21 protein-coding genes are annotated in these 25621 nt (G+C 59.4%); 8 read left to right on the top strand and 13 right to left on the bottom strand.

Annotated features, from left to right (window positions below; translation table 11 throughout):
- Positions 1 to 13: 13 nt before the first annotated feature.
- Positions 14 to 3469: a transcription-repair coupling factor gene (gene mfd / locus ACR0L4_RS04590; protein ID WP_480510910.1), complete on the bottom strand. Its 3456-nt coding sequence runs from the start codon at positions 3467 to 3469 to the stop codon at positions 14 to 16.
- Between the two features lie 21 nt (positions 3470 to 3490).
- Positions 3491 to 4015: a component of SufBCD complex gene (locus tag ACR0L4_RS04595; RefSeq protein WP_170749095.1), complete on the bottom strand. Its 525-nt coding sequence runs from the start codon at positions 4013 to 4015 to the stop codon at positions 3491 to 3493.
- 119 nt (positions 4016 to 4134) lie between these two features.
- Here ACR0L4_RS04595 and hemB point away from each other — a divergent pair, with 119 nt between their 5' ends.
- The 4 genes from hemB (at position 4135) to ACR0L4_RS04615 (ending at position 8975) form a co-directional block, all read left to right on the top strand.
- Positions 4135 to 5133, top strand: coding sequence for a porphobilinogen synthase (gene hemB, locus ACR0L4_RS04600; RefSeq protein WP_480510912.1), 999 nt, complete (start codon positions 4135 to 4137; stop codon positions 5131 to 5133).
- Between the two features lie 141 nt (positions 5134 to 5274).
- Positions 5275 to 5847 carry a YSC84-related protein gene (locus tag ACR0L4_RS04605; RefSeq protein ID WP_170749097.1) on the top strand — a complete coding sequence of 191 codons (573 nt, stop codon included), beginning with the start codon at positions 5275 to 5277 and terminating at the stop codon, positions 5845 to 5847.
- 162 nt (positions 5848 to 6009) lie between these two features.
- Positions 6010 to 8472, top strand: coding sequence for a penicillin acylase family protein (locus ACR0L4_RS04610; RefSeq protein ID WP_480510914.1), 2463 nt, complete (start codon positions 6010 to 6012; stop codon positions 8470 to 8472).
- Between the two features lie 107 nt (positions 8473 to 8579).
- Positions 8580 to 8975 (top strand): nuclear transport factor 2 family protein, encoded by a 396-nt coding sequence (locus tag ACR0L4_RS04615; protein WP_170749099.1) that lies wholly within the window; start codon positions 8580 to 8582, stop codon positions 8973 to 8975.
- Between the two features lie 3 nt (positions 8976 to 8978).
- Here ACR0L4_RS04615 and hflX read toward each other — a convergent pair whose 3' ends face one another.
- The 4 genes from hflX to trkA all read right to left on the bottom strand — a co-directional run bounded on the left by hflX (position 8979) and on the right by trkA (position 13535).
- Positions 8979 to 10250, bottom strand: coding sequence for a GTPase HflX (hflX, locus tag ACR0L4_RS04620; protein WP_480510916.1), 1272 nt, complete (start codon positions 10248 to 10250; stop codon positions 8979 to 8981).
- Positions 10250 to 10489: an RNA chaperone Hfq gene (hfq, locus tag ACR0L4_RS04625; RefSeq protein ID WP_005982826.1), complete on the bottom strand. Its 240-nt coding sequence runs from the start codon at positions 10487 to 10489 to the stop codon at positions 10250 to 10252. The genes hflX and hfq overlap by 1 nt, the downstream gene beginning before the upstream one ends.
- A gap of 131 nt (positions 10490 to 10620) precedes the next feature.
- Positions 10621 to 12159, bottom strand: coding sequence for a TrkH family potassium uptake protein (locus ACR0L4_RS04630; RefSeq protein ID WP_480510918.1), 1539 nt, complete (start codon positions 12157 to 12159; stop codon positions 10621 to 10623).
- On the bottom strand, positions 12159 to 13535 hold the full coding sequence (trkA, locus tag ACR0L4_RS04635; protein WP_170749102.1) for a Trk system potassium transporter TrkA: 1377 nt from the start codon (positions 13533 to 13535) through the stop codon (positions 12159 to 12161). Before trkA ends, ACR0L4_RS04630 begins: the two co-directional genes overlap by 1 nt.
- Positions 13536 to 13631: 96 nt before the next feature.
- Between trkA and ACR0L4_RS04640 the strand changes: the two genes are divergently transcribed.
- A complete protein-coding gene (locus ACR0L4_RS04640) occupies positions 13632 to 14111 on the top strand; it encodes a hypothetical protein (protein ID WP_170749103.1) in 480 nt (159 codons plus the stop codon).
- Here the strand turns inward: ACR0L4_RS04640 and ACR0L4_RS04645 are convergent.
- From ACR0L4_RS04645 to dusB, 7 genes are all read right to left on the bottom strand, one after another.
- Positions 14103 to 15266: an MFS transporter gene (locus ACR0L4_RS04645; RefSeq protein WP_480510921.1), complete on the bottom strand. Its 1164-nt coding sequence runs from the start codon at positions 15264 to 15266 to the stop codon at positions 14103 to 14105. The two genes, ACR0L4_RS04640 and ACR0L4_RS04645, sit on opposite strands and share 9 nt — an antisense overlap.
- A 53-nt stretch (positions 15267 to 15319) precedes the next feature.
- A complete protein-coding gene (locus ACR0L4_RS04650) occupies positions 15320 to 15907 on the bottom strand; it encodes a helix-turn-helix domain-containing protein (protein ID WP_170749105.1) in 588 nt (195 codons plus the stop codon).
- 29 nt (positions 15908 to 15936) lie between these two features.
- Complete coding sequence (gene ntrX / locus ACR0L4_RS04655) at positions 15937 to 17346, bottom strand: nitrogen assimilation response regulator NtrX (protein WP_170749106.1); 1410 nt, start codon at positions 17344 to 17346, stop codon at positions 15937 to 15939.
- On the bottom strand, positions 17343 to 19607 hold the full coding sequence (locus ACR0L4_RS04660) for a sensor histidine kinase NtrY-like (protein ID WP_480511152.1): 2265 nt from the start codon (positions 19605 to 19607) through the stop codon (positions 17343 to 17345). Before ACR0L4_RS04660 ends, ntrX begins: the two co-directional genes overlap by 4 nt.
- Positions 19608 to 19730: 123 nt before the next feature.
- On the bottom strand, positions 19731 to 21098 hold the full coding sequence (locus ACR0L4_RS04665) for a response regulator (RefSeq protein ID WP_480510924.1): 1368 nt from the start codon (positions 21096 to 21098) through the stop codon (positions 19731 to 19733).
- The gene (locus ACR0L4_RS04670) at positions 21098 to 22180 is read right to left on the bottom strand and encodes an ATP-binding protein (protein ID WP_170749108.1); all 1083 of its coding nucleotides are present in this window, start codon (positions 22178 to 22180) and stop codon (positions 21098 to 21100) included. Before ACR0L4_RS04670 ends, ACR0L4_RS04665 begins: the two co-directional genes overlap by 1 nt.
- Entirely contained in the window at positions 22177 to 23160 is a 984-nt protein-coding gene (dusB, locus tag ACR0L4_RS04675) for a tRNA dihydrouridine synthase DusB (RefSeq protein ID WP_480510926.1), read from the bottom strand. Before dusB ends, ACR0L4_RS04670 begins: the two co-directional genes overlap by 4 nt.
- A 184-nt stretch (positions 23161 to 23344) precedes the next feature.
- On the opposite strand from dusB, the gene ACR0L4_RS04680 reads away from it, so the two are divergent.
- From ACR0L4_RS04680 to ACR0L4_RS04690, 3 genes are read left to right on the top strand one after another with little or no spacing between them, the layout of a single operon-like run.
- The gene (locus tag ACR0L4_RS04680; protein WP_480510928.1) at positions 23345 to 24475 is read left to right on the top strand and encodes a bifunctional 2-C-methyl-D-erythritol 4-phosphate cytidylyltransferase/2-C-methyl-D-erythritol 2,4-cyclodiphosphate synthase; all 1131 of its coding nucleotides are present in this window, start codon (positions 23345 to 23347) and stop codon (positions 24473 to 24475) included.
- A complete protein-coding gene (locus tag ACR0L4_RS04685) occupies positions 24472 to 24969 on the top strand; it encodes a phosphatidylglycerophosphatase A family protein (protein WP_480510930.1) in 498 nt (165 codons plus the stop codon). The genes ACR0L4_RS04680 and ACR0L4_RS04685 overlap by 4 nt, the downstream gene beginning before the upstream one ends.
- Positions 24966 to 25433, top strand: a complete 468-nt coding sequence (locus ACR0L4_RS04690) for a CinA family protein (RefSeq protein ID WP_480510932.1) — start codon at positions 24966 to 24968, stop codon at positions 25431 to 25433. Before ACR0L4_RS04685 ends, ACR0L4_RS04690 begins: the two co-directional genes overlap by 4 nt.
- Positions 25434 to 25621 lie beyond the last annotated feature (188 nt).

Genomic DNA, 25621 nt, shown 5'->3' on the forward strand with positions numbered 1-25621 from the left:
GGCACAACTACGGTCACGCTGTGGCCTTTTTCTTCTCGGCCACAACCTTTTCAGCCAGGTCCCGGGCGATGGCAAAGGCACCCTTGATCTTGTCGCTGTCTTTCTTCCAGTCGCGGCGTACGACAATCTTGTTGTCCTTGACCTTGGCCAGTCCATTCTGGTTCTGGATAAACTCAACCAACCCCTGAGGCGAGGCGAACTTGTCATTGTGGAACTGTATCGTCGCGCCTTTTGGCCCGCCATCCAGCTTTGCAATGCCCGCCTTCTTGCACATCGCCTTGATCCGCACGACCAGCATGAGGGTGTTCACCTCTTTTGGCAATTTGCCAAACCGATCAATCAATTCGGCGGCAAAGCCTTCCAGTTCCACCTTGGTGGACAGCGACGACAGGCGGCGATAAAGCCCAAGGCGTACATCCAGATCAGGCACGTAGTCTTCAGGGATCAGAACGGGTACGCCCAGATTGATCTGTGGCGCCCATTGGTCATCCGCATCGCTAAGGCCCTCCATCTCTCCAGCTTTGATTTTGGCAATCGCCTCTTCCAGCATCGACTGATAAAGCTCGTAGCCCACATCGCGCATCTGGCCGGACTGTTCCTCGCCCAACAGGTTGCCTGCGCCGCGAATATCGAGGTCTTGGCTGGCCAGCGTAAACCCGGCCCCCAGCGTATCAAGCGAGCCCAGAACCCGCAGACGTTTTTCGGCCGTGGCAGTCAGTTTCTGGCGCGGCTTTGTCGTCAGGTAGGCATAGGCCCGCGTTTTCGAACGCCCCACCCGGCCCCGGATCTGATACAGCTGGGCCAGACCAAACACGTCCGCCCGATGCACGACCATCGTGTTCGCGGTCGGAATATCCAGCCCGCTTTCAACAATCGTTGTTGCCAGCAGGACATCATATCGACCGTCGTAGAAAGCGTTCATGCGATCGTCCAACTCGCCTGCCGCCATCTGGCCATGCGCCACAACGTAAGTTAGCTCGGGCAGTTGTTCCTTCAGGAATTCTTCGATCTCGGGAAGATCCGAAATACGCGGAACCACATAGAAACTCTGCCCTCCGCGATAGTGTTCGCGCAGCAGTGCCTCGCGGATCGTGACCGCATCGAATTCGCTGACATAGGTGCGGATCGCCAGACGGTCGATGGGTGGTGTTCCGATGATAGACAGATCCCGCACACCGGTCAGCGACAGTTGCAGCGTTCGCGGGATCGGTGTCGCAGTCAGGGTCAGCACGTGAATATCGCTGCGCAGTTGCTTCAGACGCTCCTTGTGGCCGACACCGAAATGCTGTTCTTCGTCGATGATCAACAGACCCAGATTGTTGAACCGTATCCCCTTGGCCAGCAACGCATGGGTGCCGATCACGATATCCACTGTCCCGCGTGCCAGCCCGTCGCGCGTTTGTTGCGCGTCCTTTGCAGAGATAAAACGCGAGAGCTGCCGCACCTCCAGCGGAAAGCCGCGAAAGCGTTCCTTGAACGAAGCGGCATGCTGGCGTGCCAGTAGTGTCGTCGGAGCGACAATCGCAACCTGCACGCCGGACATGGCAGCCACAAAGGCTGCGCGCATCGCGACTTCGGTCTTGCCAAACCCAACGTCGCCGCAGATCAGGCGATCCATCGGAGCGCCCGAATGCATGTCCTCCATCACCTCGGAGATCGCGCGCAGCTGATCGTCGGTTTCCTGATAGGGAAAGCGCGCGCTGAACTCTTCCCATGCATGCGGCGGCGGGTCCATGACCGGAGCCTTGCGCAGGGCGCGCTCTGCCGCGATGCGAATCAGCTTGTCCGCCATCTCGCGGATACGCTCTTTCAATTTGGCCTTTTTGGCCTGCCAGGCGCCACCGCCCAATCGGTCCAGCAGCCCTTCGTCATGGCCGTATTTAGACAGCAGCTCGATGTTCTCGACCGGCAGATACAGCTTTGATTGTTCGGCATATTCCAGCAGCAGACATTCATGCGCGGCACCAGCGGCCGTGACGACCTCCATCCCCTGATAGCGACCGATGCCATGATCTACATGCACCACCAGATCACCGGGGCTGAGCGATTGGGTTTCGGTCAGGAAGTTCTCGGCCTTGCGGCGCTTCTTGGGTTGACGGATCAGGCGATCACCCAGCACGTCCTGCTCGGCGATTACGGTCAGGTCCGGTGTTTCGAAGCCGTTTTCCAATGCCCAGACAGCCAGATGCAGCCCGCGCTTGCCAACGCGCGCACCATTTTGCACCGGGATCGCTTCGGCCAATCCTTCGTCTTCAATCAGGCCGGTCAGACGTTCGCGGGCACCTTCCGAGTAAGACGCAATCAGTACAGGGCCTTTTGCCATCTTGTCAGTGATATGCGCCGCCAGAGCCCCGAACAGGCTGATGTTTTCCTGCTGGCGTTCGGGCGCAAAGTTGCGACCGATCCGTCCACCGGCATCAATCACACCCGGCCCACTGGCCTGCGGCAAGGGGCTGAACTGCAACACGCGGCAGTCGCCGACAGCCTGTTCCCAAGCCGCATCATCAAGATAAAGCAATCCAGGCGGTGTAGGTTTGTACACCGTGTCCATGCGCGACCGGTTTTCCAGCGCCAGCTTTCGCGTCTCGTACTGGTCCGCAATGCTGTCCCACCGCGCCAGCCGTGCGGGCGTGATCTGATCATCCAGCGAAATCGCCGCATTGGGCAGATAGTCAAAAAGCGTTTCAAGTTTTTCGTGAAAAAAGGGCAACCAATGTTCGATCCCCTGATGTTTGCGACCTGCACTGACGGCTTCGTAAAGAGGGTCATCGGTACCAGCTGCGCCGAACTCAATGCGATAGTTCTGGCGGAACCGGGTGATCGCTGCCTCGTCCAGAATGACCTCGGACACCGGGGCAAGTTCCACCACGTCCAGCTTTTCGGTCGTGCGTTGCGATACCGGATCGAAGCGGCGCGCACCGTCCAGAACATCGCCAAACAGGTCCAGCCGAACAGGGCCGGATTCACCCGGTGGGAAAATGTCGATGATACCCCCCCGAACGGCGTAGTCACCGGGCTCCATCACGGTTGGACTCTGAGTGAACCCCATCCGCACCAGGAACTTGCGAAGCGCATCTTCATCCACGCGATGATTCACACGTGCCGTGAACGCGGCCTCTTGCAACACCTCCCGCGCAGGAACGCGCTGTGTCGCGGCGTTCAGGGTTGTCAGCAGGACAAACCGCTGGGGCATCTGGTGAACCAGTGCGGCCAATGTCGCGACGCGCGCAGCGGCGATATCGGCGTTCGGTGACACCCGATCATACGGCAGACAATCCCAACCCGGAAACACAAAGACCGGCATGTCTGGCGCAAAGAACGAAAGCGCGGCGCGCATCGCCTCCATCCGCTTGTCATCTCGCGCGACGTGACAGACCGGCCCACCGGACCGGGCGATCTCGTTCAGGACAAGCTGTGCGTCATACCCTTCAGGGGCGCCGCCGACTGTCACGTGGTTCGGAGCCTTCATCGCCTTGCCTTTCAGATTTCGCTATCCCAGAACGCCGATCGAAATGTTCTGATACATGCCCCAGAAGGAAGTGACCAGTATCGCAAACATACCGATGATCTGCGTGTACAAGCGGCAGCGATGCAATGTCCTTGTCACACGCTCAAGCGTCAATTCCTGACGGCGCAATTGCCGGGCGTGCAAGATATTCACCCCCATCACCAAGGTCATCGGAAACAGCAACAGGAAAAGGGCCTGTGCAAACTCGACAGCGTAGTAAAACCCCAACATCGCCAGTCCCGTGAACACAAAGCTCATCACAGCCAGCAAAAGCGCGCCTGAAACGTCAACGATGTACAGTATCCGGTTGGTGTTTATCCGTACAATATCAAGAAGGTCGACCTCGACCTGGCCTCCGACGCGGCGCGCGCGCACCACGAGATCATATGGGATGCCCATGACCCAATGACTGGCGGAAGACCATGCAACCGCAAGAACGATCCAGAACCATAGATTCGAAAAGCTGCGCATATCGATGAGTTCGAAGATCGAAGTGTACCAGTCCAAACTCAACCCTTTATTCAAAATCCTCAGAGGGTTCTATCGCAGCGGCGCGTCTATTGATACCCTTGAGCCCTTGGCGAATTCATGCCACCCAATGCGGCAATGTTCAAGGAGCACGTGCCATGAAACCGACCATCGCCCCCTATCCTCAAACCCGTTTTCGCAGGGCCCGCCAGTCCAAGGCAATCCGGGGGCTGGTTCGGGAAAACACGTTGACCACGGACGATCTGATCTGGCCGGTTTTTGTCCGGGATGGGGAAGGCGTTGAGGAACCGATCTCGTCGATGCCGGGCGTCGTTCGGCGGTCCGTCGATCTGATTGCCAAGGCGGCAGCCGAGGCTCAAGCGCTTGGAATACCGGCGATTTGCATCTTTCCGTACACCGATCCGTCACTGAAGACAGAAGACTGCGCCGAAGCGTGGAACCCCGACAACCTGTGCAACCGGGCAATCCGCGCCATTAAAGCCGCCGCGCCAGACATCGCTGTCATGACCGACGTGGCGCTGGACCCTTATAACATCAACGGTCACGACGGCTATGTGGTGGATGGCGAGATTGTGAATGACCAGACCGTCGAGGCACTGGTGAAGATGACCCTCGCGCAGGCCGAGGCCGGGGCCGACATCATCGGGCCGTCAGATATGATGGACGGGCGGATCGGGGCGATGCGCACAGCCTTGGAAAAAGACGGCCATCACAATGTGATGATCCTCAGTTACGCTGCGAAATACGCCAGCGCGTTCTATGGCCCCTTCCGAGATGCCGTCGGTGCTTCTGGCGCCCTGACCGGCGACAAGAAAACATACCAAATGGACCCTGCCAACTCGAACGAAGCCCTGCGCCTGATCGAGCGTGACCTGACTGAGGGGGCAGATATGGTGATGATCAAGCCCGGTATGCCGTATCTGGACATCTGTCGGCGGGTAAAAGACACGTTCGGGGCACCCACCTATGCCTATCAGGTCTCGGGTGAATACGCGATGGTCCAAGCCGCCGCCCAGAACGGATGGATCGATGGAGACAAGGTGATGCTGGAAAGCCTGCTGGCGTTCAAACGCGCAGGCTGCGATGGAATCCTGACCTATTTCGCGCCACAGGTCGCTGAGGTCCTGCAAGGCTAAAACCCCGGCACTTCGCGATATTTCGCCGATTGTCGCGGTTGCGGGGCCAGCTTTCCCGTGACATGTGCAACCAATCGGCGTATTCTCGCACATAAGATCGGGAACACCCGGCATTTCAGGCACAGTTACAGAGAAAAAACCATGAGCAGTTCCAACTTCCCCCGACTGAATCGTCGCGGCTTTGCGCTTGGCATGGCGGGTCTGACGCTGACCGCAGCCTGCGGCAATGGCGTCGGCAACTCGAACGCAGCCACCCTCGACGCCCGTGTCGACGCTACGCTGACCGAGATGTATGCCCGCTACCCCAACACGGTCGAAATCGCCAACAAGGCCAACGGCATGCTGGTCATGCCCCTTATAACCGAAGCCGGGTTCGTCTTTGGCGGCGGCTACGGTCAGGGCGCGCTGCGCATCAATGGTGCCACGGTCGACTACTATTCCGCCGTCAAGGGCACTGCGGGCCTACAGATCGGCGCACAGCAATACGCACATGTGCTGTTCTTCATGACCGAGGACGCGCTGAACGACTTCCGTCGCTCCAGCGGTTGGACGGCCGGTGCCGATATCGGCTATGTGGTCAGCGATCAAGGCGATCAGTTGTCGACAGATACGACCACCCTGCGCACGCCCGTTCTGGCCGCGATTTTCGGTCAGGCTGGTTTGCAGATCGGCGCAACTGTCGAAGGCATAAAATACACCCGTATCATCCCCTGAACCTACGATACCGCACCCCCCTCACATACAGACCTCGCCTGACCAAGGCGGGGTCTTCTATTTGGCGGTGAGGTCACAGGTTTTCGCTGCGTTCCCCTTCCGGTCACCGCGCGTATCCACTAGTCTCTCATCACGTAAATTCTAAACAAATGTGGGGCGTTGATGGCTCTTGTGTTTCGCTGGTTGGTGCGTATCGCCTCGGGTCTTGTCCTGCTGGTTCTTGCAGCCATCGGATTGGTCGTCTTTCTGGCCAGTCAATCCCTTCCCGAATACGATCAAACCCTTGAGGTTGACGGCGTAGCCGCCCCGGTTGAGATCATTCGAGATACCGCAAATGTCCCGCACATCATCGGAGAAACCGACCCTGATGTGTTCTTTGGTCTGGGATATGCCCACGCTCAGGATCGCCTGTGGCAAATGACGATCCTGCGCCGCACGGCACAAGGGCGATTGTCCGAAGTCTTTGGCGCGCGCACTGTGCCGATCGACAAGCTGTTGCGCCGCCTTGATCTGTACGGCCTGGCGCATCAGTCGGTCGAGGCGCAGGACGACTACACCAAGGCCGCGCTGCGGGCCTATTCCGCCGGTGTCAACGCCCGGCTGACCCAAATCAATGAAGACGCCCTGGGGCGCGGCGCGCCCGAGATGTTTCTGTTTAACGCCCCCGTCTCGCCATGGCAGCCAGGCGATAGCCTCGCCGTCATCAAACTGATGGGTCTGCAACTCTCGGGCCACTTGCAGGATGAGGTCCTTCGGGCTCGGACGTCTCTGATGCTGAATGACCCTACCCGTCTCGCAGATATTCTTCCAAATGTTCCCGGTCAGGGCATTGCGGCCCTGCCGGAATATGCCGATCTGTTCCCAGGCCTACCCCGATATGCCGCAGGCCAGGACATGCCAACCCACCCATTGTCGCCTTTCCCGAGACGTGGATTGGCCGGTGCGTCCAACGCTTGGGCGGCCGCGCCCACCCGGTCAGCAAGTGGCGGCACGTTGTTGGCCAATGACCCGCACTTGGGCTTTACCGCGCCGGGCGTGTGGTATCTGGCCCATCTCGGTTTGGCCAATGGCGGTGTGATCGGCGCGACGATCCCCGGTGTTCCCGCCGTCATGAGCGGACGCAGCGACCGGCTGGGTTGGGGTCTCACATCCTCGTATCTGGACGATCAGGACCTGCATATCGAACAACTGAACCCCGACAATCCGGAAGAATACCTGACGCCAGACGGATACCAGAGATTTCGCAGCCGCCCCTCGATCATCCAGATCAAGGACGAAGCCCCGATTACCCTGACGCTGCGCTGGACCGAGAATGGCCCGGTTCTGCCCGGCAGTCACTACGATCTTGAGACGATCACCCCGCCGGGTCATGTCGTCTCGCTCTCTTGGACGGCGCTCAGCCCGAACGACACGTCGATGACCGCATCGATGGGGCTGATGAACGTTCATACCGTGCCGGATGCGATTGAGGTCGCAGAGAAATTCATCGCACCCTCGCAGAACTTGTCATTGGTGGACGCTGACACCATTGGCCTGAAACTGATCGGGGCAATGCCGCAACGAGACCTGCGCAACCAGAGCAAGGGCCGCATCCCAAGCCCCGGTTGGATCGAAGCCAATCGGTGGCAAGGCCGTCTGCCCTATGCAAACAACCCTGAATTCGTATCCCCTGCGGGGGGATTGCTGGGCAACACAAACAACAAGATCATCGACCGCCCCTTCCCCAACCATGTGTCGTTTGAATGGGGCGACACGCAGCGCGTTTATCGTTGGGAGCGCCTGATGCAATCCCGCGAGGTCCACACCCGCGACAGCTTTATCGAAGCGCAATTGGACACCGTCAGCTTTAGCGCCCGCTCACTGTTGCCACTGATCGGAGCCGATCTTTGGTTTACCGGGGCGTCCGCACCCGAAGGTACGCAGGACCGCCAGCGCCAGATCGCTTTGTCGTTGCTGGCCGAATGGAACGGCGAGATGAACGAGCATCTCCCTGAACCCCTGATATACGCCGCGTGGCTGCGCGCCCTGCAAATTCGCCTGATCGCGGACGAGCTTGGCCCGCTGGCCAGTGAGTTCAAGCATGTCGAGCCTTTGTTCATCGAACGTGTCTATCGTGACATTGACGGTGCCTCGGTCTGGTGCGACGTCCGTCAAAGTGCCCCTGTAGAAACCTGTACAGATATGGCCCGCCTGGCGCTGGACGACGCCCTGATCTGGATTGGCGAAAGATACGGCACGGCACTGGAATCGCTGCGATGGGGTGACGCGCATCAGGCCACGCACGACCATCCCGTATTGGGAACTGTCCCTGTCCTGCGCTTTTTTGTGAATATCCGCCAATCGACCAGCGGTGGGGACAACACCTTGTTGCGTGGACGCACCTCGGGCGAAGGGCCGGATCCGTTCCAGAATGTCCATGGTGCGGGCTACCGTGGTGTCTATGACTTTGCCGACCCCGACAGCTCGGTCTTTATCACGGCCACGGGTCAGTCAGGGCATTTCCTGTCGCGCTACTATGATGATCAGGCGCAACTGTGGCGCCGCGGAGAGTATATTCCGATGTCGTTGGACATCGATCTGGCGCGAGCGGCGGCCGTTGGCGTGACCACGTTGCTTCCGCAATAATCCGCCCAGTCGGCAAGTCCTCGCCCTGTTTTCTTCTGTGTCGTGGCACGTTTGATCTTTTTCGCCTAGCATCTTGGCACCGACCATGTGGGACCAAGGGGGCAATCATGGCCAGCATTCGGGATGTCCTGAATAATCTTGCGCGCGACTATGCGATTGCCTGGAGCTCGGGCGATGCTGATGCTGTGGCAAGCTTTTTTGCACCTGACGGCCAGATCGTGATCAATCGCGGTGATCCCCATGAAGGGCGAGCTGCCATTGCCGAAATGGCGCGCGGTTTCTACGCTCAGTTTCCCGACCTCGAAGTTCGATGTGACATGTTTCGCTGGGCCGGGTCGCACGCGATCTTTGTCTGGACCCTAGAAGGGCACCATTCGGAAACCGGAAATCGTGTCGTCACGCGCGGATGGGAGGAATGGGAACTGACACCAGAGTACAAGGTCCAGTCCTCGCTAGGGTGGTTCGACGCTGAAGATCATCAGCGGCAGATCGACGGACGCTGAGCGTCACAGACCAGCGAATTGAGCCGCCTGCTTTTCGGTCCAAAGCACAGTGATCTCGAAACCCTCTTCGGTCTGTTCCTCGGATCGAACCACATCCTGCCGATACAGCCATGCCCGCTTGTCCCCTTCGCCAAAGCTCACGCACAAAGTGGTCTCATGGCGAGCGCCTTGCAGTTTTGCAGCGATTTCGGCCAACAGCGGATCGACGCCATCCCCGGTGACCGCCGAGATGGCAAAGATTGCCGGATCGCGCTCGGCACGGGCCAGCGTGGCCTCTTTTTCGTCAGCATCCAGCAGATCGGTCTTGTTCCAGACCTCCAACATCGGACGCTTTTCATCAACCCCCAGCGAGGTGAGAATGGCCTGCACATCCTCGGCCTGTGCCTGCGATTCATCATGGCTGATATCGCGCACATGCACGATGAGATCGGCACCCAGCACTTCCTCGAGCGTCGCCCGAAATGCAGCGACCAGTTCAGTCGGCAGGTTTGAAATGAACCCCACTGTGTCCGAAAGGATCACCTCGGGCCCGTCCGGCAAAACAACGCGGCGCATGGTCGGATCCAGCGTGGCGAACAGCATGTCCTTGGCCATCACCTCGGCCCCGGTCAGGCGGTTGAACAGCGTCGACTTGCCCGCGTTGGTATAGCCCACAAGGGCAACAATCGGATACGGCACCTTGGCCCGTGCGGCGCGGTGCAGCGTTCGGGTTTTGACCACCTTCTGCAATTGACGTCTTAAGCGGACCAGTTGTTCATCAATTGCGCGTCGGTCCGCCTCGATCTGGGTTTCGCCCGGACCACCAACAAAGCCCAATCCGCCCCGCTGCCGTTCCAGGTGTGTCCAGGCCCGCACCAGTCGCGTCCGCTGGTAGCTGAGTGCGGCCATCTCGACCTGCAACACCCCCTCGCGGGTGCGGGCGCGATCCGAAAAGATCTCGAGGATCAAACCGGTCCGGTCGAGGATTTTGACCTTCCAGGCTTTTTCAAGGTTGCGTTGCTGGACCGGGGTGACGGGGCCGTCGATCAGAACCAGTTCGATCTCGGCATCATGCAGCCGTTCCGCAAGTTCCTCGATCTTGCCGCTGCCAAACAACAGACCGGCCTGCGCGCGTTGCAGACGCACGATTTCGGACCCGATCACATCCAGATCGGGCAGCGCGACGGCCAGTGCCACCGCCTCTTCCAGCGCCGGTTCAGGGACACGGCGCTGTTCATCTGATTTGATTTCAGGATGCAGCACCCAGGCCCGGGTGCGCGTCCGTTCATGTTCCATCAAGAGGCGTCTTCGCCCTCATACAGGTTGATCGGCTGTGATGGCATGATCGTCGAAATCGCGTGTTTGTACACTAGTTGCGACTGTCCGTCGCGGCGCAACAAGACGCAGAAATTGTCGAACCAGGTGATCACACCCTGCAGTTTAACGCCGTTGATCAGGAAAATCGTGACCGGGACTTTTGCTTTCCGTACGTTGTTCAGGAACGCGTCCTGAAGATTCTGTCTGTCCGAAGCCATATTATAATAATCTCGCCATTGTTCTTGCTACGCGCTGCGGACCAACGCGCTCCCTTTGGCAGAGTATGGAGTGCTGCGCACAGATATTCCAGATGAAAAATCAGTCAGTAACGAGAGGGGCCCACACTGGATCAATCGCGCCACAGCGACGGGGTAATCAACGCGATGATCGCCAAAGTCTCAAGACGACCGATCACCATTGCCGCGCAAAGCGTCAGTTTGGCCCCGCCCGGCAGGTCGATCAGGCGGATCGGGACATCCGTGGCCAACTCGATCAGCGGGCCCGTCGTGCTGAGCGCCGCGACGCTGAGAACCATGGCCTGTTCGAAGCTCGAACCCATCATTGCCAGCAACAGATTGAACAGGGCCAGCGTCAGGGCGAACATCATCAAGAAGATCCACGCGATAAAGGCACCATCGCTTTGGATGCGGCGATTGCCGCCGCCGGTGCCACTGACCGATGAAGGATGGATCAGCCGGTCAATTTCGCGCGCGCCATTCAGATACAGCGCAAAAACCCGCAGCAGCTTGACCCCGCCCGCTGTTGTGGCCACCCCCCCTCCGACCAGGGCAAGGCCCATCAGGATCAATCCCGGCGTCCCCAGTCCGGAAAGCTGCTGTGCGTCATTCCAGTTCGCGCTTTCAAAGCCTGCAGTTGTCAAAAAAGACAACCCGGTGAACAGCATCCCCCACAGGACATTGAGCGCCTGAAGCGGCTGAAGCTGACCGCCGATCTCATTCACACCGGCCCAGACACGGAAGAACAGCAAGACTGCCACGGCAAGCACGATCAGCAGGCCAATCCGAAACTCGGGGTCCTTGTCCAGACGTGAAAAGCCGGTTGTCGCGGTATCGGTCGAGAACGTCAGACGCGACAGGGCAAAGAAGAGAAACAGAAACAGGATCATCTCACCCGTTACGCCGGCCTGTGCACCTTCCAGACCACCGACGGGAGAAATACCCGAGGTCGCCATGATCGACATGGCATGACAGATCGCCGTCAGGCCCTGCTCACCGGCGATCAGCAGCAAAACACAGACCACCGCCGTCAATCCGGCATAGATTGGGGTCAATGTACGCGTCACCCGCAGAAGCCGCCCACGCGGATCAACCTTTTCACTCTGCGCCACACCCGAGACCGGACGGCCCGGTTGACCCTGCGCCGTAACCTCGAACCCGCCAAGCGACAGGGGGGCCAGGATTGCGGCAGCCGCGATCCACATCAGCAAGCCACCCATCCAACCGACAAGCGCACGCCACAGATGCAGCGGTGCGCTGAGGCGGTCAGGAATTGGAAACAGGTCCGCGCCAGTTGTCGTCAGGGCGCTGACCATATCGAAATAAGCGTTCAGAAAGGTGGTGTTGCCCAACGCATCATGGAACGGGATTGCCAGAAAGACGGGCAACACCGTGAAACACCCCAGCAGAACCGCCAACTGCCCCAGCGTACCCCGCCTTGGCACCCGGTTCGACGACGCCAGCGCAATCGCTGCGACCAGAAACAGACCCAGAATGCCGGAATACAGAAAAGATCGGGACGTATCGTGATCATCCAAGGCCAGCGCAAAGACCGCCGGTATCCACATGGACAGAGACGCAACGCCCCAGATCAGCAGAAACAACGGCAATCGCCGCAGCAGTCCAACCCGTTGTGTGACAACCCGCGCCATCAGAAGAAATCGATCGAAACCTGCATCAGCCGTTCGACCTCGGGCACATCCTTGGCCATGGCAAAGATCGCAACCACATCCTTTTCATCTATCCTAAGGCTGCCGGTGGGGCGCAAAACCTCATCCCCTTTGCGCACGGCCCCAACAAGGACACCTTCAGGGAAGTCGATATCACGCAGTTTCTGGCCGGCCATGGGAGAGGTCGACAGAACCTCGGCTTCGATCACCTCGGCCTCGGCGTCACCGATGGAATAGACCTGCCGGACCCGCCCATGACGGATGTGGCGCAGGATCGAACTGACGGTGGTTGCGCGCGGGTTGATATAGGCGTCAATGCCCAGCGGCCCCATCAGGGCCACCATGCTGGGATCGTTGATCAGCGCAATCGCCAGGGCGCAGCCTTCGGCCTTGGCGCGCACCGCCGCCAGCATGTTGGTGCGGTCGTCATCTGTCACCGCAAGCATGGCATCGGCACGGTCGATCCCCGCCTCTTTCAACAGGGCTGAATCAAGCCCGTCGCCATGCAGTACGATAGTACGCTCCAAAGCCTCGGCAGCCAATTCCGCGCAGCGCCGCTCTCGCTCGATGATCTTGGCGCGCACCCGGCTTTCGCGTTCCTCCAGCGTTTTGGCAACTTCAAGCCCGACATTGCCACCACCGACAATCACAACCCGGTCCTGACGTTTTTGCGCCTTACCGAACACTTCCATCGTGCGGTCCACGTCTTTCACGCTGGTGAACACGTAGCATTCATCGCCGACAAACAACTGGTCCTCGGATTCCGGGGCAAACAAGGTTCCTTCGCGCCGCACCCCCACAACGATCGAGCTGAGCGTCGAGAACAGATCGGTCAATTGACGCAAAGGCGTGTTCACCACCGGGCAATCTTCCTCGATGCGTATACCCAGCAACTGCGCTTTGCTGTCCATAAACATCTCGGTGTCAAAGGCGGACGGCGCGGACAGGCGGCGCATGGCGGCGGCGGCCACCTCCCGTTCCGGGCTGATGACAACATCAATGGGCAGGTGGTCACGGCGATAGAGATCGGAATGGATCGCCGCGAGGTACGATTTGGATCGCAGACGCGCGATCTTGCGCTGGATACCAAAAACCGAGTGGGCCATCTGGCAGGTGACCATGTTCACTTCGTCCGAGTGGGTCGCCGCGATGATCATATCCGCATCGCGCGCGCCTGCCCGTTCAAGCACGTCCGGGTAACTGGCGAACCCTGCGATCCCTTGCACATCCAGCGTCTCGGTCGCGCGGCGCACCAGGTCGGGATTGTTGTCCACAACGGTAACGTCATTGAGTTCGCCCGATAGATGCCGTGCAATCTGCCAGCCAACCTGGCCCGCACCGCAAATGATGACCTTCATGTTTCTGGCCCTTCTGCCTGAATTCTTTGAATGACAGATGCCCCCAGAACGGTCAATTGAATTGTCATATGCCCGGGTGTCGGGCAAGATAAGCGTATGAAAACGCTTGTTCACCTGCTTGTTCCCATGATGATGCTGACCGCCTGCGGTCCGCTGTCCATCTATTATCGCGAAGGTGAGAGCGTTTCGAAGATGCAAAGGGAAACCACACAATGTCGGGTTCAGGCCCTAAAGGATGCCCCGGTTGCAAATCAGGTTCGGCAAAGCCCGCCCATCTACCGACCGGGCCGAACCTATTGTGATGGGCGCGGTCGCTGCCATCGCAGCGGAGGCTGGTGGGAACCCGGGCGGGTTTATACCGTCGACGTCAATCAATCCCTGCGCAACACGGTCGAGGCACAGTGCATGGCGCAAAAAGGCTACCGTCCTGTCAGCCTGCCCCCGTGCAGGCAAAACTTAAAATCGCGTGTGCCCGCAGCCCGAACGACCACATTACCGCCGCTGAGTACCGAGTCGTGTTTTGTGAAATTCGATGATGGCTCTTTCCAGATCATCACTCCGGGCCAGTCAGGCTGATGTGGCAAGTGCCGCGCGTTTTCGGGCAAGCCACAGATGGGCAAGGATGGCAACGGCATAGATGCCAATGACGGTCACCAGCATACCTGCTTCGTCAATGCGCCAAAGAACAGCCAGCAAAACCGGCGTGCCCAGCAGGTTCCCCGCGTTGCCCATTTGTGCCATTGCGCCATAGCTGAGCGCCTGCGCCTCTGGTGTTTCATTCAGAATCGGCACAGCGGCAAAACTGCCACCTTGCACAAGACCCAAAACCGCGAACAGACAAACGCACACGATCTCCAGCGGCACGCCAAGGAAGGCTCCGACAATAGACAGGATGCCAAGGCCAAATCCCAGATTTACAACCGCGATGCAGGACATCACGGACAGAAGAAACGGAACGGCCAGCCAACTCAGCACAATCCCAGCCAGTGGCATCAGGCCCGCAACCGGTGCGCTCAGCTCGTCAGGCAGCCGGCTTGGCAGGATCGCCAGCAATGACACGAATGTCAGCGTGTAAAAGAACCAACCGACCGCCGGGGCCGAAACAAAGGGCGAGCGGTAGGTGCGCAGATGAATGCCCGGCAGGTCCCTCCATCGCCAGGGCGCGCCTTCTGAAACAGGCTGGATCTGCAGACGGCTCACCGGGATCAGCGCTGCAACTCCGATCATCAGAAAGCCATGCAAAAGAAAGTATGAGGATACGCCAAACCGCGCAATCAATGGCAAACCGATCCAGGCGTTCAGCGCAAATGCCACGCCGAAAAACGTGCTCCACAACACCATGGAAACGTTGCGCGCCTTGCCGCGAGTGATCTGCGCGATCAGCGTGGGGGCGGCCACAACGATTGCAAGATGCGACAGCCCTTCGACAAATCGGCTGGCCAGCATGATGTGGAACCCGGGTATGGACGCCTGAAAGATCGAAATTGCGCCGCCCAGGCCCAGACCAAAGACCAACAGCTTCAACGGCCCGACCCGACCCACAATTGCCCCGGACAAGGCCCCCAACACTGCGCCGAGCAGGCTGATGATCGACAGCAGCCAGCCCATCGTTTCTGCATGGTCGGGATAGAGCAGAACCAATTCAGGAAATGGCACCGCAATTTTTGCAAATTGCGTGGCCGCGCCCAAACCGGCCAGCCAAAGCAGAAGGACCTGAAACACCTGTATCATGGGGCGCTTCTACCGCGCCTTTCCAAGCCACGGAACGCATAAATTATGCGCGGTCAGTGTCTTGTGCCGCTGACCAGACGCACAGGTGTTCCGTCAGACAGATAAAGACGCTGCCAGATGATCGTGCCAGCGCTAATCCGAATGCGTTCATGAACAGCCTCAGAGGTCAGGAACGCCTTGGGTGCAGGTGTGTGCATGTCCCACCATCCCTCGGCATCCAGTTCCGCCTCGGCGCTTTGAATCTCTTCTGTTGCAAATTGCCAAAGTGACACCCCCAAAAGCGCATTCTGACTAGTCTTCCAGTCCCGCGCCCGACTTGCGGAATAGGCAAGGCACTTGTGACTGGTCTCCTCGACAAGATGCAGACAGTCTGACGATGTCAGAACCAACCGCCGCAAGGCGCTGTCGTCGGAATGGGCGGGACCAAGTGCCGCAAACACAGCCTGCTGCGTATCTGGCGGAGGTGTTTGTCCACCCCGTTCCCATCGCGAAATCGTGGCCTGATCGACCTGCAACAGCTCGGCCAGATGCGATTGCTTGTACCCGGTCGACCGGCGCAACCGTTTCAGGCGCTTGCCGAACCCCGGATATCCAAGAGTTTCGAGCCGCGCGGTACCAGAATTCGGTCTGGTAGTGATCATAACGCCCCCTGCTCGGACAGACCGACAGACTACTCTGCCGGTTCCGGCTCGTCTATTTGTGCAACACGCGCGCCTGACTTGTTCGAAGTGACAACACCCAGCGATTTCAGCTTGCGGTGCAGCGCGCTGCGCTCCATGCCAACAAAGCTGGCGGTGCGACTGATGTTTCCGCCGAACCGGTTGATCTGGGTCAGCAGATATTCGCGTTCAAAGGCTTCACGGGCCTCGCGCAGTGGCAAGGTCGCCAAAGCACCAGACAACACAACGCGACCCGACTCTTCGGCCTTGTCCTCATCGCTTGGCAACTCACGCGCTTCGATTGGCCCCGTACCGTCGCCAAGGATCAGCACACGTTCGATCAGGTTCTTCAACTGGCGAACATTGCCCGGCCAGGTCATTGTCTGAAGCAGGGCCACCGCTTCTTCGGACAGCTCACGGATCGGCAGGCCCTGCGTTTCGTTGCACACTTCGATGAAGTGCTGCGCCAGAACAGGAATGTCTTCGCGCCGGTCTTCAAGGGAGGGGACTTCGATGGGAACCACGTTCAGCCGGTGATACAGTTCTTCGCGAAACCGTTCTGCCACGATCTCATCATCAAGGTTCTTGTTGGTCGATGAAATCACGCGCAGATCGACCCGCACCTTGTCCGAGCCGCCAACGCGCTGGAATTGCTGATCGACCAGAACCCGAAGGATTTTCGACTGCGTGCCCAACGGCATATCGGCAACTTCGTCGAAATAGATCACGCCGCCATGGGCTTCTTCCAGCAAACCGGATTCGACACCACGCTCCGCGCTTTCGCGGCCAAACAGAACTTCTTCGACCCGCTCAGGCTCGACACCGGCACAGTTGACCGTCACAAATGGCGCGTTGGCGCGGTTGGAATGCGCGTGGATATAGCGTGCCGCAATCTCTTTGCCAGATCCTGCCGGACCGCTCAGCATTACGCGACCGTTCGACTTGGTGACCTTGTCCAGCTGGCTTTGCATCGCGCGGAACGAGGCGGATTTGCCGATCATGTCCGAATTGCTGACCTCCTTGCGCTTGAGCGACGCATTCTCGCGGCGCAGACGCGAGGTCTCCATGGCGCGACGGATTACCACCATCAACTGGTCGATGTTGAAGGGCTTCTCGATGAAGTCATACGCGCCCTGTTTGATCGCGGCGACCGCGATCTCGATATTGCCGTGGCCTGAAATGATCACGACCGGCACATCCGGATTGTCCCGTTTCACCGCCTTCAGGATATCGATCCCGTCCATGCGGCTGTCCTTGAGCCAGATATCCAGAATCAACAGCCCCGGCGGTTCCGAGTTGATCGACGACATGCACTCGTCCGAGTTCGCCGCCAGCCGGGTTGAATAGCCTTCGTCCTCCAGAATGTCGGACACCAGTTCGCGAATATCGCGTTCGTCATCTACGATCAGAATGTCGCTCATCTTTGGCCTGCTTTCAGTTTGTTGGTTTTAATCGCCTGCTTCTGTAGCGCGGAATTTGGGGAGAAATTGCCCCCCGGCAAACGGATCACGGCCATCGCGCCGAAATGGTCCTGTCCGTCGAAAACGGGCGCGTCTTCCAATGTCAGCGCTCCGCCATGTTCTTCGATGATCTTCTTGACGATGGGCAGGCCCAGCCCGGTCCCTTCGTCGCGCGTGGTCACATAAGGTTCGAACAAACGCGCCCGATCCTCGGGAAGACCGATCCCGTTGTCTGCAATGGTGATGATGGTACCCGCATCATCGTTTGTAACGGCCACCTTGATCTGTGGTCTAAGGTTGTCGGGTGCGCCTTTTTCCTTCAAAGTTTCAATGGCTTCACCCGCGTTCTTGATCAGGTTCGTCAAAGCCTGGTTCAGCATGGTTGCATCCAGATCAGCAGATATAGGCCGATCCGGCAGGTCCGCATCAATCTGGACGTCGGGCTGTCCTGCCTGCTGCAACAGCACGGCTTCGCGCACCAAGGCAACAACATTCTCTTCGCGCCGCTCAGGTTCCGGCATGCGCGCGAATTTCGAGAACTCATCCACGATCCGCCGCAGATCATTTGTCTGGCGCACGATCACATCGGTCATCGATTCCAGGACGTCGCAATCCTCTTCATCCAGTTTGCGCGAGAACTTGCGTTTGATCCGCTCGGCGCTCAACTGAATTGGGGTCAGCGGATTCTTGATCTCATGCGCGATGCGCCGGGCCACGTCGCCCCAGGCCGCCATCCGCTGTGCGCTGACAAGATCGGTCACGTCGTCAAAGGCGACCACGTAGCCCTCAAGCGTGCCATCCTCGCCCCGCCGGGTGGCCATTCGCACAAGCAGGTTTTCCAATTGCCCTTTGCGGGTCACCTTGACCTCACCCTGAACCGCCTCTTGCCCGCTGTCTTTCAAACCTTCGAACAGCGGCAGAAACTCCGGCACGGCAATGCCAATCGCCAGATGCTCTTCCCCACGGGACCAGTCCAGCAGCCGTTCCGCCGAGCGGTTGACAAAGGTGACCCACCCGTCCGGGTCGACGCCAACCACCCCTGATGTCACCGAACTGAGAACCGAGTCGAACAGGCGACGGCGGCTTTCGATCTGACGTGTGTTCTCCAGCAGCGTATCGCGCTGACCTTTAAGCTGCCGGGTCATCTGGTTGAAATAACGGCCCAGCATAGCAATTTCGTCATCGCTGGCCTCTTCGATCACCTGAACGCTCAGATCACCTGCACCCACACGCTGTGCCGCCGTCGTCAATCGCCCCACGGGGCGCGACAGACGTTCTGCGAACCACATGCCCAAAGACATGGCCGCAAGGATCAGGATCAGCGCAAACCCGAGATATAACAGCCCGAATTCGAACAGGACCCTGCCCCGTTCGCTTTCCAGCTGCTGGTAGAACTGGGCTGTTTCCTTGGTGTCATCCAACAAGGTCAGCAACTGGCCGTCGACATCGCGGCTGACATACAGATAGCGATCCAGATACGCCTGCAACGGAACCAGCGCGCGGAATTCGTTGTTCTCCCAATCGGCAATGATCAGAAGGCCGTTATCGGTGGCTTCTACGATCTGTTCTGGCGTTGGTTCTTCATAGCTGAACAGGTACGACCGATCTCCGCGCGATCGAATCTCACCAGCGCCATCAATAACATAGGCCTCGCGCAAACCCCGTTGGATCTGCGCCTGCCCTTGCGCCAGCACTTCGCGCAATTCGGCATCCGAGATGTAGAAATCGCGCGACCGCGCATTGTCCAGATAAAGCGCCAACACGGCGGCGTCTTGCGTCAGGCCCTGCCGGTGCTCAAGCTCATAGGCCTCAGCCGCTGTAAGAGACGACCCGACAACCTGACGAACCCGGTCCGAGAACCACCCCTCAAGGCCGATATTCACGGTCAGGCCTGCGAAAATGGCAACCGTGACCGTGGGCACCAGCGCCAACAGCGTAAACGCACCGATCAGACGCAAATGAAGCCGGGAACCTGCTGATTTTGCCCGACGCGCGGCCAGCAGACTGCCGACCTGACTCAGCACGAGGGCCGCAACAACAAGGACGTAAACCAGATCAGCAAGAAGAATCAGGCGTAGGGTTGGCGCGGTCGCCCCCAGATCAAACGGACCAATGACAAGGTATGTCGCAAGCGCCAAAGCCGGTCCCAGAAGAACCAGCCCCAAGGTGCCGAAATTGCGCAGTTTTCGGGATTTTCGCCACCGAGTGATCGATGGGATCATCCCGCTCTGTGCTCGGGTTGCCACCGTCTGCCCTCATCCTGATGTGCCGCTTGCGCGGCTGACCGCCATATGTCGTGGTCTTTACCCGGAAGATACCCGGATGCCACGGTTTGTGTGGCGATATTACATCAGTTTGCGGCGGCGTGTCACCTGAATATCGAGGTCCGTGATCTTTTTCCGCAGCGTATTTCGGTTGATTCCCAGCAGATCGGCGCATTTCGCCTGATTTCCGCCAGTTGCCTCAAGAGCAATTTCAATCAGCGGGGCCTCAACTTCGCGCAAAATACGCTGATACAGGCCCGGTGGTGGCAACATGTTGCCATGCAGATCAAAATAGCGCCTCAGATGCCGCTCGACCGAAGTTGACAGCTTCTCGCGCTCTCCGCCGCCCAGAACCGGTTCGGCCTCGGGCTGGCTACCCAATACCATTTCGACCTCGGCCTTTGATATCTCATCTGATCGGCTGGTCAGGCTGAGGCGTCTGATCGCGTTTTCCAACTGCCGCACGTTGCCCGGCCAGGAATATCGCCTGACAAGTTCGACCGCATCGGTACTGAGCCAACGTTTGGTGCCGCTGTCCCGCTCTTCCCGGGCCAGAAAATGCTCGGCGAGCAGCGTGATGTCATCGACGCGTTCGCGCAGCGCAGGCACGTGAATAGTCGCGCCGCACAGCCGGTAGTACAGGTCCTGTCGTATCAGGCCGCTTTCCATACCATCCGTCAGATCGGACTGGCTGGTGGCCATGAATCGCGGCACGTGATCGCCGGGCGTGTCCATCATCCGCACGATCCGGGCTTGTATCTCGTCGTCGATATCGGCGATCTCGTCTATCAGCAGTGTCCCGCCCCGCACGCGCGCCATGACCCGGGCCGGGCCTTCCAGATCCCGCAAATCCGCCGCCGTCGCGGTGACAAAGGGCAAGGTCCTGCGGTCCGAGAAATCATGAATAGCGCGCGCGATCAATGACTTGCCTGTTCCGCTTTCGCCAGAGATCATCACTGACAGATCGGTGTTCATCACCCGCGCGACCAAACGATAGAGCGACTGCATGACCGGTGTGCGCCCGACCAGGGGCAACTCATCGGGGCGGTCATCCTGCTCAGTTTCGGGCTCGGCGTGCAGTCGCCGCCTTTGTTCCAGCGCGCGTGCGGTACGTTTCATCAGGTCAGGCAGGTCAAACGGCTTGGGCAAATAGTCATAAGCATCCGCCTCGGCCGCCTGAATAGCCGTCATGATCGTGTTCTGGGCCGAGATCACGATGACCGGCAAGCCTGGCCTGTCCTCTGCGATTTTCGGCAGCATTTCCAAACCGTTACCGTCCGGCATGACCACGTCCGAGATCACCACGTCGCCCTTGCCTTCCCCCACCCAGCGCATCAGCGTGGTCAGTGAGGACGTGGCATGCACCTTGCATCCGGCGCGGGTCAGGGCCTGCGTCAGAACGGTGCGGATCGTGCGATCGTCGTCTGCAACCAGAACGGTGCCATCCATCAGGTGATCTCCTTTGATGTGGTGCCTGTCGGCGCGCGGCGCAGCGACAGTTTGAATACGGTGCGTCCGGGAACAGAGTCCACAGAAATCCAGCCGTTGTGGTCCGAGATGATCTTGCTGACCAAAGCCAACCCAAGCCCGGTCCCGTTTTCCTTGCCCGACACAAACGGGTCGAAAATGTCGCTGCGGATGTTGTCCGGCAGGCCCGGCCCGTCATCGATGATCTCGATCTGCAACGGCAGCGAGTGGCCCGACCCGTCGCTGCGGCGCAGCCGGAACGAATGCTCGAAATAGGTGCGCAGGCGAATGGTGCCACCTTCCGGTCCGGCGGCCTCGGATGCGTTTTTCAGCAAGTTCAGAACAACTTGCAGGATCTGATCCGGGTCACCATAGGCCAGCGGCAGGGACGGATCATAGTCCTCGATTATCGTCATGTCCGCACCAAATCCCAGTAGGGCCGAACGGCGGGCACGGTCCAGAACGTCATGGATGTTGACCGGTTTAAAATCTGGTTGCTGAAGATTTCCGAACTGCTCAACCTGCTCAAGCAGCTTCACGATACGGCGGCTTTCCGCGACGATAAGGTCTGTAAGTTCAAGATCTTGGGACGGGATATTCATGCTCAGCAACTGAGCGGCACCGGTAATGCCAGCCAGCGGGTTCTTGATTTCATGCGCCAGCATTTCAGCCATGCCGATGGCGGATTGCGCGGCTGATTTAACCGTATTGCCCCGGGTCATCCGCCCGGCCAGTTCGCGCGGCGAAATGATGATGATCATCGATCCGGGGTGCCCGACCAAAGGCGCAATTTGCAACGCGCATTGCAACGGCGCACGGTTGCCAGAGCCTGCGTCCACGTCATTCACGAACAAGGGCGTGCCTTGTTGGCGTGCGCGCAGGAACGCTTCTTCCAACGGGGCATCAACGGCGATCTGGTCCCAGACAGGGTGTCCGATCACCGACTTGCGCGACGCGTTCAGGAACCCTTCGCCCGAAGAGTTCACGTCAGCGATCCGGTCATCCTTGTCGATGATGAAAGCCGGAACCGGCAACGAGTTCCAGATGCTTTGATCCGAGGTCATGCTGCGATCCCTTGCTCGCCATCCAAGGCATCCCCCAACAGCCGCAACACCTCGTCCGTATCGCGCGCGGTCAGAACGGCCCGCCGCAGGGACGCCGGCGTTCCAACCTCGTCCATGTACCAGCCCAGGTGTTTGCGGGCGACCCGTAGGCCCAGTTCGCTACCGTAGAAGGCCAGCATCGCCTGATAATGCGCGCGGACCATCTCGGTCAGAACATCGCGTTCCGGGATGTCCGGGGCATTGGCGCCGTACAGTTCGTGGCAAATCTGCGCCAGCAGCCAGGGTTTGCCTTGCGCCCCGCGCCCGACCATCACGCCATCCGCGCCCGACTGTTCAAGCGCCGTACGGGCAGCTTGGGCGTCCACAATATCTCCGTTGGCGATGACAGGGATCGAGACCGCCTCTTTCACCGCTCGGATCGCCTTCCAGTCGGCCCGTCCCTTGTAAAACTGGCACCTTGTGCGCCCGTGGATCGTAACCATTTGAACACCTGCCTCTTCGGCGCGGCGTGCAACTTCTGGTGCGTTGAGCAACGCATCATCCCAGCCCAGGCGGGTTTTCAACGTCACCGGCACATCCACGGCCGCGACCACCGCTTCGATCAGGGTCAATGCGTGATCAGGCGTTTTTAGAAGGGCAGAGCCCGAATACCCATTTGTAACCTTCTTGGCCGGGCAGCCCATATTGATGTCGATCACCCGCGCGCCCCGGTCGGCGACCTGACGCGCGGCCTCGGCCATCCAGTGCGCCTCGCGCCCGGCCAGCTGTACAGCGGTGTTTTCCACATCCGCAGACAATTCGGCGCGTTCACGCACGCCCGGTTTGGCTTGAACCATTTCCTGGCTGGCGACCATTTCGCTGACAACCATGCCAACCCCGAACCGCATCACCAGATCACGGAAAGGCCGGTCCGTGATTCCAGCCATCGGGGCCAGCAACACAGGTGGGGTCAGAGTTTTGTCGGCAAGATGCAGGGTCAACGCGCCTAATCCTTGAGCAGTTGCGATTTTGATATCCAATTCGGTGCCTATGAACAACAAAACGGCGGCCCACAAGCCTGCGAAATCATCATGTGCCCATTTTTTAATCAATGTGACGCGGGTGATTGCCTCTGCATTCACCGCCCCCTAAACAATGGCGTGAAACGAGGAGGCCGAGCCCCAAATGACAACCGCCGCCATCATCGTTGCCGCTGGTCGCGGAACCCGCGCCGGAGACGGCACGCCGAAACAGTGGCGCAAACTGGCCGGGCGCGCCGTAGCGGACTGGACGATCGATCGGTTTCGCGGCCATGTCGACGAGATTGTTCTGGTTCTCTCGCCCGAGGATCAAGCCGCATGGGACACGTACCGGACGCGCGATTTGATTCTCACTGCAGGCGGCCCTGACCGGGCGGCGTCTGTGCGCAATGGATTGGCAGCCCTCGCAGATCGCGGCACAACCCGCGTCCTAATTCACGACGTTGCGCGCCCCTGTGTCAGCGCACGCATCATTCAGGATGTTCTCGCCGCGCTGACACAACACAGCGCAACGGCCCCCGGCCTGGCCGTCACGGACGCGCTGTGGACCGGAGACGGAACGTCAGTGACCGGGACACAGGATCGCGGCGGCCTGTTCGCGGCGCAAACGCCTCAGGGGTTTCTTTATGACGCCATCGCCGCCGCCCATGCGGCCCACCCGGGGGGCGCGGCGGATGATGTCGAGGTCGCCCGGGCCGCTGGGCTGGATGTAGCCATCGTGCCGGGTGACCCGGACAATATCAAAATCACACGACCCGAGGATTTTGCCCGGGCAGAACGCATATTGGGGCTTGATATGGATGTAAGGCTGGGCAACGGATATGACGTACACCGGTTTGGTGAAGGCGATCACGTGGTCCTGTGTGGCGTCAAGATTCCGCATGACCGGGGGTTGCAGGGCCATTCGGACGCCGATGTGGGGATGCATGCGGTCACCGACGCAATCTATGGCGCGCTTGCACAAGGGGATATCGGACAACACTTCCCCCCGTCTGATCCGCAGTGGAAAGGCGCAGACAGCGACATCTTTCTGCGCCACGCAGTCGCGTTGGCGGGGCAGATGGGATTTCGCATTTCAAACGCAGATTGCACGCTGGTCTGTGAATACCCAAAGATCGGCCCCCATGCGCAGGCAATGCGCGAAGAGATGTCTAAAATCATGGGCTTGCAGGCCGATCAGGTTTCGGTCAAGGCCACGACTTCCGAGCGGTTGGGCTTTACGGGCCGCAGCGAAGGCATCGCCGCTTTGGCCACAGCCTGTCTGGTGAAAACATGACGGCCGCGCGCCTGATCGGAACTGTTTGTGGCGTGGGCTACCTGCGCCCCGCCCCGGGCACATGGGGCTCACTTGCTGCGCTTCCGATGGCGTGGCTTCTGCACATGCTGGGCGGATTTCCCCTGCTGGCGATTGCCACGGGGGCAGCCTTTGTCGGCGGCCTGTGGGCGACCCGGGTGATGACCGCAGGTCAGGACAATCACGACCCTTCGGAAATCGTCATCGACGAGGTTGTCGGTCAGTTCATCGCGCTCTGGGCCATCTCCTACCCGTCATGGGCCCATGGGATCGAGATCACGGCGCTTTGGCCCGGTTGGATTGCGGGTTTCCTTTTGTTCCGCCTGTTTGACATTACCAAGCCCGGCCCTGTCGGCTGGGCCGACCGGCGCAATGACGCGATGGGTGTGATGCTGGACGATGTGATCGCCGGTCTCTTCGCCGCCATTGGGGTGCTGGTTCTTGCCGGTATCGCGCATGGGGTGATGGGGCTATGAGCGTCACCACGCTGCTTGATCTGGCCAAGGCGCGCAATGTGATGATCGCCACCGCCGAAAGCTGCACCGGCGGCATGGTGGCCGCCGCCCTGACTGACATTCCGGGCAGTTCTGCAGTCGTGGATCGGGGCTTCGTCACCTATACCAATGCGGCCAAGCAGGACATGCTGGGCGTGAAGTCCGCCACACTGGACGCCCATGGCGCGGTGTCGGAGCAGGTGGCCCGTGAAATGGCCGACGGTGCGCTGAGGAATTCGCGCGCGAAACTGGCCGTGTCGATCACGGGCATCGCGGGCCCCGGAGGATCCGAATTCAAACCTGAAGGACGTGTGTGTTTCGGGCTGGCAGGCGAAGGGTTCGAAACACGAACCGAAACCGTTGAATTCGGAGCGCTGGGTCGGGACGCCGTGCGCGAGGCGGCACGGGATCATGCGCTGAACCTGCTGCACAGCGCACTTTCTTAAAGCGCCCTTTTTTCGGGCATAACCGCACAATTGATGCAAAAACTGTCATCAGTTTAACAAAAGGCGTCAAAATGGGCGTCTTTTCTCCTGTCTGCCTCTTTTTTCCCCACCCTTCCTCCGCTTCAAGGCCCCGCACAAACACTCACACCGTTCCGCATCGCCTTGACAGGTCGTCACCGGAGCACCTG

The sequence above is a fragment of the Ruegeria sp. AB5 genome, from assembly GCF_056542645.1.